Source organism: Mycobacterium sp. (genome assembly GCF_049673265.1).
Taxonomy (GTDB): Bacteria; Actinomycetota; Actinomycetes; order Mycobacteriales; family Mycobacteriaceae; genus Mycobacterium.
Genome location: NZ_JBATXN010000705.1, coordinates 1 through 10,848 on the forward strand (window position 1 = coordinate 1; position 10,848 = coordinate 10,848).

Sequence of the window (10,848 nt, forward strand, 5' to 3'; positions counted from 1 at the left end):
GCCGTCCAGCCAGGAGAAATCCCAGCCGTCCACCGGCGCAGTGCCGGCCTCGGTCACCAAATCCTCGAATGTTCGCGGCATGTATGCATTGTCGATCGGGCCGGGTCTCGATCGTCATTCAGGTGACATCATCGAGCCGGAAAGGACACCACCATGCAGTACTGCCTGCTCATGCACTATCAGGAAGGCCCCGAGATCGGTCTGACCGAGGAGGACATGGCCCCGGCGCGCGCAGCGTTCGCCCGCTACGCCGACGACCTTGACGCGGCGGGTGTGCTGATCGGCACCCAGGTGCTGCAGTCGGCCGTCGCGTCGACAACGCTCACCGCGCGCAACGGCGCTCCCACGGTCCAGGACGGCCCGTTCGCCGACACCAAGGAGCGCCTCGGCGGGGTATTCGTCATCGACGTGCCCGATCTGGACGCCGCGCTGGCGTGGGCGAAGCGCTGCCCGGCCGCCGGCTGGGGGTCGATCGAGATCCGTCCAGTCGCGGTCACCTACGCCAGCGGCAAAGGCTGGTACAGCCCTGAGTGAGACGGGGGATCGGGTAGCCGAGCTGGTTCACACCAGCTACGGCCGGCTGCTGGCGGTGCTCGCCGCGCGCAACGGCGACATCGCCGCCGCCGAGGACGCCATCGCCGACGCGCTGGAGCGAGCCCTGACCCGCTGGCCGACCGAGGGGATTCCCACCAACCCGGAAGGCTGGGTGCTCACCGTGGCACGTAACCGCTTGCGCGACCACTGGAAATCGCACGCCTACCGGATGACTGACCCGCTATCCGAAATTCCATGCGATACAACTGAATTCAATGCCGAGGCCATTCCGGATCGGCGTTTGGAGCTGATGCTGGTCTGCGCTCACCCGGCGATCGCCGCCAACTGCCGCACCCCGTTGATGCTGCAGACAGTGCTCGGTGTGGACGCCGCGGCGATCGCTGAGGCGTTCGCGGTACCCCCCGCGACGATGGCCCAGCGGCTGGTACGCGCCAAACGCCGCATCCGCGACACCCGCATCCCGTTCGTTATGCCCGGCCGCGCCGACCTCAACGATCGGTTGCCCGCCGTGCTGGAGGCCGTGTACGGGGCGTATGCGATCGACTGGCATGCGGCCGGTACCGCGACCGAATCGCTGTCGGCTGAGGCGCTTCACCTTGCGCTGGTGCTCGTCGAGCTGCTTCCTGACGAACCCGAGGCGCTGGGTTTGGCGGCGCTAGTCTGCTTGTCGGAGTCACGCCGAGCAGCCCGGCGCAAAGGCGACGGTGGGTTCGTGCCGCTCGACGAACAAGACCCTGCGCTGTGGGACTCGGCGCTGATCGCCCGCGGCGAGGCGCTGCTGCGCCGGGCCCACGGCTTTGGTCGACCGGGGCGCTACCAATACGAGGCGGCGATCCAGTCGGCACACTGCAGCAGACCGGTGGACTGGCCCGCACTGCGTCGCCTGCATCGTGCTCTGTTTCAGGTTGCGCCGTCGTTGGGTGGGGCGGTCGCGCTGGCGGCCGTCGACGCCGAGATCGACGGTCCGGACGCCGGTTTGCATACTCTGGACACGATCACCGATCCGGCGGTCCAGCGGTTCCAGCCGGCCTGGACGACGCGCGCGCACCTACTGGCCCGAGCCGGGCGCGTTGACGACGCCCGATTGGCGTATCGACGGGCGATTGAGCTCACCGGCGATCGCGGCGTGGCCGACTACCTACACGACCAGCTCGACAACCTCCCCGCCCGCTAGCCGGTTGCCGACATATTGGCTGGCCGGATCTTGAACGAGATCCGAAGCTTGGTCCGGAACGTGATTCCACCGGTTTCGTCCATCGCCATGTCCTGCTCGAGGACTTCGGCGACACGGATGTCTTCGATGGTCTGCTGCGCCCGCCGCACAGCTTCGGTCGCTGCGTCCTCCCATGACGTGGGGCTCGTTCCGATGAGTTCGGTGACCCGGTACACGCTCATGCCCGCCTCCTCAGCTTGACGAACACCAACGTAGAGCACGTGGTAGAGCCTGTCTGGAAATCCCTTGTTATGCCGTGTTATCGGACGGCGCGCTGTCACTGTGGGGTTCGCCGAGCGTGTCGTCGACGCGAGAGCCAGGCCGACACAATTCGCAGCCGAAGCACGCTCGGCGAAGCATGAGTGGGTCGATCAGACGTCGGCCGTGGCGTGATCCGATGCGATGTCGGCGGCCAATGGTGAAATGGCACCGAGGATTTCGGTGATCGTCGGCTCGGGCACGCCCGCCGCCGACAACGAGTCCGTCAAGTGCCCGGCCACCAGGTTGAAGTGATCCATCGTGATTCCACGACCCTGATGGACCTGCTTCATCGATGCGCCGATGTACGGCTCGGGGCCGCCGAGTGCGGCCGCGAAGAACTCGACCTGCTTGCCCTTCAGCCGGTTCATGTTCGTTCCGGCGAAAAACCCCGCCAGGTGATCGTCGTCAAGCACACGGCAATAGAAGTCCTCGACGACGACTTCGAGGGCTTGGCGGCCACCGATCCGGTCGTAGATGGTGTCCGCCTTTGGCTTGCGGAAAGGTGAGCGGATTCGCATGCCGATAGCGGACCATCCCGCGGTTGCCCGGCAGTTAGAGCGTCATCACCGAGCGATTACCCCTCGTAACAAGCCGATTGCCAGAGAATCACCGAAAACTTCGACCGTTGTAGTGAAGACTCGGTGAGGAATCCAGGAGAGAACACCACGGGGAGCGAGAAACCTATGAATCTGGGCGATCTGACCGGTCTCGTCGAGAAGCCGTTCGCCGCCGTGTCCAACCTCGTCAACACTCCGAATTCGGCCGGCCGATACCGGCCCTTCTATCTACGTAACCTGCTCGATGCCGTGCAGGGCCGCACACTGCACGATGCCGTCGACGGCACGATCACCCTGATCACCGGCGGATCGTCGGGCATCGGCGAAGCGGCCGCCAAGAAGATCGCCGAGGCCGGCGGCGAGGTGGTGCTGGTCGCGCGAACTCAGGAAAAACTGGAAAAGGTCGCAGACGAAATCCGCAGTAGTGGCGGCACCGCGCATGTGTACCCGTGCGATCTGTCCGACATGGATGCCATCGCCGAGATGGCCGACAAGGTGCTGTCCGATCTCGGCGGCGTCGACATGCTGATCAACAACGCCGGACGATCAATTCGGCGCTCGTTGGCGCTGTCCTACGACCGCATCCACGACTATCAGCGCACGATGCAACTGAACTACCTCGGCGCGGTACAGCTCATTCTCAAATTCATTCCGGGCATGCGGGAACGGGGATTTGGGCAAATCATCAACGTGTCCTCGGTCGGCGTGCAGACCCGGGCGCCACGGTTCGGCGCATACATCGCCAGTAAGGCAGCGTTGGACAGCCTCTGCGACGCACTGCAAGCCGAAGTGGTCAGCGACGACATCAAGTTCACCACCGTGCACATGGCGCTGGTGCGCACGCCGATGATCAGCCCGACCACGATGTATGACAAGTTCCCCGCGCTCACGCCCGACCAAGCGGCCGGCGTGATCACCGACGCGATCGTGCACCGACCCCGCCGGGCCAGCTCACCGTTCGGGCAGTTCGCTGCCGTCGCGGACGCTCTCAACCCGGCCGTCATGGACCGGGTGCGCAACCGCGCATTCAGCATGTTCAGTGACTCGTCGGCGGCCAAAGGAGGCGAATCCGACAGTCGCACAGACGAATTCGATTCAAGAAGCGAAACGTTCGTGCGGGCAACCCGCGGAATCCACTGGTAGGAAACAGGTGAGCAATCGATGAGCCTTCCGAAACCAAGCAACCAGGCCGCCGTCTTCATCACCGGCGCCTCGTCGGGCATCGGCACCGAGCTGGCCGGCGGTCTGGCCCGGCGCGGTTACCCGCTGGTGCTGGTCGCTCGCCGGCGGGAACGCCTCGACGACCTCGCCGGTGAGCTGCACACGCAATACTCGGTGGATGTCGACGTGATGCCACTCGACCTGTCCGACACCGGGTCCCGGGAAAAGCTGGCTGAGCGGTTGCGCAGCGAACCGGTAGCTGGTTTGTGCAACAGCGCCGGCTTCGGCACCAGCGGGGTGTTCCACACGTTGCCGCTTGAGCGGGAATCCGAACAAGTCACGCTCAACGCGCTCGCGCTGATGGAGCTCACCCATGCGGCGCTGCCCGGGATGGTCGATCGCGGCGCCGGGGCGGTGCTCAATATCGCCTCGATCGCAGCGTTCCAGCCGTTGCCGGGCATGGCGGTCTATTCGGCCACCAAGGCCTTCGTGCAGACCTTCTCCGAAGCCGTCCACGAGGGGCTGCACGGCACGGGCGTTTCGTGCACGGTGTTGTGTCCGGGCCCGGTGCCGACGGAGTGGGCGCAGATCGCCGACGCAGAACACGTCAACATCGGGTTCGCGCAGGTCTCGCCGCATGACGTCGCCGAAGCCGCGATTGCGGGGATGGTTGACGGTAAACGCAGCGTGGTGCCTGGGTTGGTGCCGAAGGTGGCCAGCCTCGGCGGTCGGTTCACCCCGCGCAGTGTGCTGCTGCCCGCCCTGCGGATTGGCCGAAAATTACGCGGCTAGGCGCGAAAGGCCCGCTGTGCCGAAGACCCGCCGATCGGGCAAATTGCCGGTAACCTAGCCGGATGTCGCGGGGGGCGCAGGCAGCCACCATGCCCGAAGCCAACGGCCTGTTCGGCCGGGTAGGCACCTTCGTGGTGCGCTGGCCATGGGTCGTGATCGGGTTCTGGGTCGCGCTCGCCGCCGTACTGTCGGTGACGCTTCCACCGCTGACGAAAATGGCTAACGAGCGGCCGGTCGCCATCCTGCCGTCCGACGCCCCGGTGCTGGTCACGACAAGACAGATATCCGAGGCGTTTCACCAGTCGGGGTCGGAGAACGAGAACGTCCTTTTGGTGGTCCTGACCGACGATGCGGGATTGGACCCCTCCGACGAGGCCACCTATCGCGCACTGGCCGACAACCTGCGGCCGGACACTCGAGACATCGTCATGATCCAGGATTTTGTCACCACTCCGGCCCTGCGCGAGGCCATGACCAGCAAGGATCACAAAGCCTGGTACCTGCCAATGGTCATCTCCGGCGCCGTGGGTTCACCGGTCTTGCACGCGGCCTTCGGCCGGGTCGCCGACATCGTCAAACACACCGTCGCGGGGTCCACGCTGACGGCAAACCTGACCGGCCCCGCAGCCAGCGGCGATGACCTCATGTACATCGGTATTCGCGATATGCATGTGATCGAGGCCGCCGTCGTGCTCATGGTCTTGACCATCTTGTTCGTCATTTATCGAAATCCGGTCACCATGATGTTGCCGCTGATAACGATCGGCGTATCGGTGATGACCGCGCAGGCCATTGTGGCTGGCATCGCCGAACTCGGTTTAGGCGTTACCACTCAGACGATTACGTTGATGACGACGATGATGGCGGGCGCTGGCATTGATTACGCCGTGTTCCTCATCAGCCGTTACCACGACTTTGTGCGGCTCGGCGTGCCGTCGAATCAAGCAGTCGTGGGGGCGTTGACGTCTATCGGCAAAGTGATCGCCGGTTCCGCGGCCACGGTGTCGATCACCTTTCTTGGGATGAGCTTCACCCATTTGGGAGCCTTCAGGACAATCGGTCCGGCGCTGGCGATTTCCATTGCGGTGGCGCTGCTGGCCGCCCTGACTTTCCTTCCGGCACTGCTGGTCCTCGCCGGGCCGCGCGGTTGGATCAAGCCACGCCGCGACCTCACCGCCCACTTTTGGCGGCGCTTGGGGGAACGCATCGTGCACCGGCCCGTGGCCCATCTGATCGCCAGCCTGACAGTGCTGGTCGTTCTGGCCGGCTGCGCGACGTTGGCCCACTACAACTACGACGACAGCAAAACACTTCCCAAGTCTGTCGAGAGCGCCGTCGGATATGCCACGCTGGCCCGACATTTCCCGTTGAACGCCACCATCCCTGAGTACCTTGTCGTCCAATCCCGACGCGACCTGCGCGACCCAGCAGCCCTCGCCGACCTGAAGCAGATGGAACAACGGGTAAAGCAACTCCCCGATATCGCGACGATCCGAGGAGCCCCACCTCCCACCGGAAACTCGAAAGGCCAAACGTCCGCGGTTGGCGGCGCAGCCAACGGCGCGTCCAACGGTTCCGCTTTTGCGGGCAATACGGACGCCGACTCAGACGGCGGCGGAGTTGACGCGTTCCCCAACGTCGCCGGCATGCTCTACCCGCTGACCAATACCGAGAGCGGATCGCCCGACGATGGCGAACAAGGCAAACCGGCCGACGAAGCCGAGGACGCCGCCATGTTCGTCAGCACCGTGCGTGCACTCGGCTTCGCCCTGAACCTCGACGTCGCAGAGATCGCCAATACCCTCAATGCCGCGCCGGTGACGGTGCTGGACGTCGGTGCTACCACCGCGAGCGATGGCGGCGCGCTGCAGAAGATCGGTGGTTTTGCTGACAAGCTGCAGTCCCTGCCAGATGCGAAGACCATCGAGTTGGCAGCGCGGAATATGCGTCAAGTACTCGATGACGCCGCAAACGACCTGCGAGCAATGGGCATCGGCGATCCCACCGACCCCAAGGACCGCCAACCCGACCCGCAGCGCGACGCGCACACGTACTCCGAAGCCATTCGGCAACTCATCGACGGTGTCAAGGCGCTGGTCCACCAAACCACACATATAGCCGGAGGATTGACCAGTGCGCTGACGTCGTTCATCTCGCCTGACGGGCACACGGCGCGGTACTTGGTACAAACGAAACTCAACCCCTTCGGCACCGATGGCATGAATCAGATCCATAAGATCGTCGATGCAGCTCGGGGACCTCATCCAAATGCCACGCTTGCCAACGCCTCGATATCAGTATCGGGAGTCACCGCGATGCTGCGAGATACGCGTGCTTATTACAACCAGGACATCCGGCTCATCATCGGCATGACCATTCTGATTGTTTTCCTGATTTTGGTCGCGATCCTGCGTGCCATTGTCGCGCCGCTATACCTGATCGCTTCGGTGGTCGTCTCCTACTTGTCGGCACTTGGTCTGGGCGTCATCGTCTTTCAATTCATCCTCCACCAGCAATTGACATGGAGCGGTCCGGGACTGACGTTCATCGTGTTGGTCGCAATGGGCGCCGATTACAACTTGCTGCTCATCTCGAGACTTCGCGATGAGTCTCCACACGGTATCCGCTCCGGGGTTATCCACACGGTGGGCTCGACGGGTGGTGTGATCACTGCCGCGGGCGTCATTTTCGCCGCCTCGATGTTCGGGATGCTGTTCGCCAGCATCAACACCTTGGTGCAGGCAGGTTTCATTATCGGGACCGGGCTTCTGCTGGATACCTTCCTGGTGCGCACCATCACCGTGCCCGCCATCGCCGTGCTGGTCGGACAGGCGAACTGGTGGCCGTCGCGGTTACCGCCGCGCTCAGAACAGACACCAACGACCGATTCCGGACCAGCCTCCGACGCGCCGGACGACTCCGCGCAGCTTCAGGGTGCGGGTGCGGGCCGGCAGGAGAAGCAGGCCGACATCGCTGGTGGCACCGATTCAGAGATCGTCGCGCTTCGCTCGTGAGTTGGCAGCACAGCAAGACACACTCTGCGACACGCCGGAGATGCGTCGGTGCACGGCCATAGACTGGCGTCCCTATGAACCCTTCGTTCGTGCACCTGCACAACCACACCGAGTACTCGATGTTGGACGGTGCCGCGAAGATCGCGCCGATGCTGGCCGAGGCGCAGCGGCTGGAGATGTCCGCGATCGGGATGACCGACCACGGCAACATGTTCGGTGCCAGCGAGTTCTACAACGCGGCAACGGCGGCCGATATCAAACCGATCATCGGCGTCGAGGCGTACGTCGCTCCCGGCACCCGTTTTGACACCCGCCGAATCCTGTGGGGCGACCCGGGGCAGAAGAGCGACGACGTGTCCGGCAGCGGCTCCTACACCCACCTGACGATGGTCGCCGAGAACGCCACCGGTCTGCGAAACCTGTTCAAGCTGTCGTCGCTGGCGTCCTTCGAGGGCCAGCTCGGCAAGTGGTCGAGAATGGATGCCGAGCTGATCGCCGAGCACGCGGCCGGCATCATCGGCACCACCGGCTGCCCCTCCGGCGAGGTGCAGACCCGGCTGCGGCTCGGGCAGCGCCGCGAAGCGCTCGAGTCCGCCGCCAAGTGGCGGGAGATCTTCGGGGCGGAAAACTACTTCCTGGAGTTGATGGACCACGGGCTCGACATCGAACGCCGAGTCCGCGAGGGGCTGCTGGAAATCGGTCGCACGCTGAACATCCCGCCGCTGGCCACCAACGACTGCCACTACGTCACCCGCGACGCCGCGCACAACCACGAGGCGCTGCTATGTGTGCAGACCGGCAAGACGTTGTCGGACCCGAACCGGTTCAAGTTCGACGGTGACGGCTACTACCTGAAGTCCGCGGCGGAGATGCGCGCGATTTGGGATGGCCAGGTTGCCGGGGCCTGCGATGCCACCCTGCTGATCGGCGAGCGGGTGAGCTCCTATGCCGAGGTATGGACGCCGCGCGACCGGATGCCGATCTTCCCGGTGCCCGACGGGCACGACCAGGCGTCCTGGCTGCGCCACGAGGTCGACGCCGGCCTGCGCCGGCGGTTCGGCGCCGACATGCCCGACGGCTACGCGCAGCGGGCCGCATACGAGATCGAAGTCATCTGCGACAAGGGTTTTCCGTCCTACTTCCTGATCGTCGCCGACCTGATCAACTACGCGCGGTCGGTCGACATCCGCGTCGGCCCGGGCCGCGGCTCGGCCGCCGGGTCGCTGGTGGCCTATGCACTGGGCATCACCGACATCGACCCGATCCCGCATGGTCTGCTGTTCGAGCGGTTCCTCAACCCAGAGCGCACCTCGATGCCCGACATCGACATCGACTTCGACGACCGACGCCGCGGCGAAATGGTGCGCTACGCCGCCGAGAAGTGGGGACACGACCGCGTTGCCCAGGTGATCACCTTCGGCACGATCAAAACCAAAGCGGCGCTGAAGGACTCGGCCCGAATCCACTACGGGCAGCCCGGTTTCGCGATCGCCGACCGGATCACCAAGGCGTTGCCGCCGGCGATCATGGCCAAAGACATCCCGTTGTCGGGCATCACCGACCCCAACCACGAGCGCTACAAGGAAGCCGCCGAGGTTCGCGGTCTGATCGACACCGATCCCGATGTGCGAACGATCTACCAAACCGCGCGCGGCCTGGAAGGGCTGATCCGCAACGCCGGCGTGCACGCCTGCGCGGTGATCATGAGCAGTGAGCCGCTGACCGAGGCGATCCCACTGTGGAAGCGGCCGCAAGACGGCGCGATCATCACCGGTTGGGATTACCCGTCGTGCGAGGCCATCGGTCTGTTGAAGATGGACTTCCTCGGGCTGCGCAACCTGACGATCATCGGCGACGCGATCGAGAACATCAAAGCCAACCGGGGAGTCGACCTGGACCTTGAGTCCGTGCCGCTAGACGACCCCGCCACCTTCGCGCTGCTCGGACGTGGCGACACGCTGGGGGTGTTCCAACTCGACGGCGGGCCGATGCGCGACTTGCTACGCCGCATGCAGCCCACCGGCTTCGAAGACGTCGTCGCGGTGATCGCGCTGTACCGGCCCGGCCCGATGGGGATGAACGCCCACAACGATTACGCCGACCGCAAGAACAACAAGCAGGCGATCAAGCCCATTCATCCCGAGCTCGAGGAACCGCTGCGCGACATCCTCGCCGAGACTTACGGCCTGATCGTGTATCAGGAGCAGATCATGCGCATCGCGCAGAAGGTGGCCGGCTATTCGTTGGCCCGAGCCGACATTCTGCGCAAGGCGATGGGCAAAAAGAAGCGCGAAGTGCTGGAAAAGGAATTCGAAGGCTTCTCAGAAGGCATGCAGGCCAACGGGTTCTCGGCCAAGGCCATCAAAGCGTTGTGGGACACCATCCTTCCGTTCGCCGACTACGCGTTCAACAAGTCGCACGCCGCCGGGTACGGCATGGTGTCGTATTGGACGGCCTATCTGAAGGCGAACTACCCGGCCGAATACATGGCGGGTCTGCTGACCTCGGTCGGCGACGACAAGGACAAGGCCGCCGTCTATCTGGCCGACTGCCGCAAACTGGGCATCACGGTGCTGCCGCCGGACGTCAACGAGTCCGGGTTGAACTTCGCCTCGGTCGGCACCGACATCCGCTACGGGTTGGGTGCGGTGCGCAACGTCGGCGCGAATGTGGTTGCCTCGCTGATCAATACCCGTAGTGGCAAGGGTAAGTTCACCGACTTCTCCGACTACCTCAACAAGGTCGACATCGCGGCGTGCAACAAGAAGGTCACCGAGTCGTTAATCAAAGCCGGCGCATTCGACTCGCTGAAGCACCCCCGTAAAGGGCTGTTCCTGGTGCACACCGACGCGGTGGACTCGGTGCTGGGCACCAAAAAGGCCGAAGCGATGGGACAGTTCGACCTGTTCGGCGGTGACCCGAACGACGGCGGAGCGGCCGCCGATGCAGTGTTCACCATCAGGATTCCCGACGAGGAATGGGACGACAAGCACAAGCTGGCGCTGGAGCGCGAGATGCTGGGCCTGTATGTGTCCGGGCATCCGCTCAACGGGGTCGCGCACCTGCTGGCCACCCAGGTCGACACCGCGATCCCGGCAATCCTCGACGGCGACGTCGCCAACGAGACCATGGTGAAAGTCGGTGGCATCCTCGCGTCGGTGAACCGGCGGGTGAACAAGAACGGAATGCCTTGGGCATCAGCCCAACTGGAGGACCTTACCGGTGGCATCGAGGTGATGTTCTTTCCGCACACCTACTCTGCTTTCGGCGCCGACGTCATCGACGACACCGTGGT

General features: G+C 64.3%; 8 protein-coding genes and 1 pseudogene. 6 read left to right on the forward strand and 3 right to left on the reverse strand.

What is annotated here, in order from left to right:
* Positions 1-81 (reverse strand): annotated as a pseudogene (locus tag WBF82_RS23885) (SAM-dependent methyltransferase); the annotation flags it as partial.
* A 72-nt stretch (positions 82-153) separates the two neighbouring features.
* On the opposite strand from WBF82_RS23885, the gene WBF82_RS23890 reads away from it, so the two are divergent.
* Complete coding sequence (locus WBF82_RS23890) at positions 154-534, forward strand: YciI family protein (RefSeq protein ID WP_424385401.1); 381 nt, start codon at positions 154-156, stop codon at positions 532-534.
* Between the two features lie 22 nt (positions 535-556).
* Positions 557-1,729, forward strand: a complete 1,173-nt coding sequence (locus tag WBF82_RS23895) for an RNA polymerase sigma factor (protein WP_424385408.1) — start codon at positions 557-559, stop codon at positions 1,727-1,729.
* Here WBF82_RS23895 and WBF82_RS23900 read toward each other — a convergent pair.
* Both WBF82_RS23900 and WBF82_RS23905 read right to left on the reverse strand, forming a co-directional pair.
* On the reverse strand, positions 1,726-1,950 hold the full coding sequence (locus WBF82_RS23900) for a dodecin family protein (protein ID WP_424385402.1): 225 nt from the start codon (positions 1,948-1,950) through the stop codon (positions 1,726-1,728). The two genes, WBF82_RS23895 and WBF82_RS23900, sit on opposite strands and share 4 nt — an antisense overlap.
* A gap of 189 nt (positions 1,951-2,139) precedes the next feature.
* On the reverse strand, positions 2,140-2,547 hold the full coding sequence (locus WBF82_RS23905) for a group I truncated hemoglobin (protein WP_424385403.1): 408 nt from the start codon (positions 2,545-2,547) through the stop codon (positions 2,140-2,142).
* Positions 2,548-2,712: 165 nt separating this feature from the next.
* Between WBF82_RS23905 and WBF82_RS23910 the strand changes: the two genes are divergently transcribed.
* From WBF82_RS23910 to dnaE, 4 genes are all read left to right on the forward strand, one after another.
* Complete coding sequence (locus tag WBF82_RS23910; protein WP_424385404.1) at positions 2,713-3,729, forward strand: SDR family NAD(P)-dependent oxidoreductase; 1,017 nt, start codon at positions 2,713-2,715, stop codon at positions 3,727-3,729.
* Between the two features lie 18 nt (positions 3,730-3,747).
* A complete protein-coding gene (locus WBF82_RS23915) occupies positions 3,748-4,539 on the forward strand; it encodes an SDR family NAD(P)-dependent oxidoreductase (protein WP_424385405.1) in 792 nt (263 codons plus the stop codon).
* A gap of 62 nt (positions 4,540-4,601) precedes the next feature.
* Entirely contained in the window at positions 4,602-7,553 is a 2,952-nt protein-coding gene (locus WBF82_RS23920) for an RND family transporter (RefSeq protein WP_424385406.1), read from the forward strand.
* A gap of 74 nt (positions 7,554-7,627) precedes the next feature.
* A partial coding sequence (gene dnaE, locus WBF82_RS23925) for a DNA polymerase III subunit alpha (protein WP_424385407.1) occupies positions 7,628-10,848 on the forward strand: 3,221 nt, incomplete at its 3' end.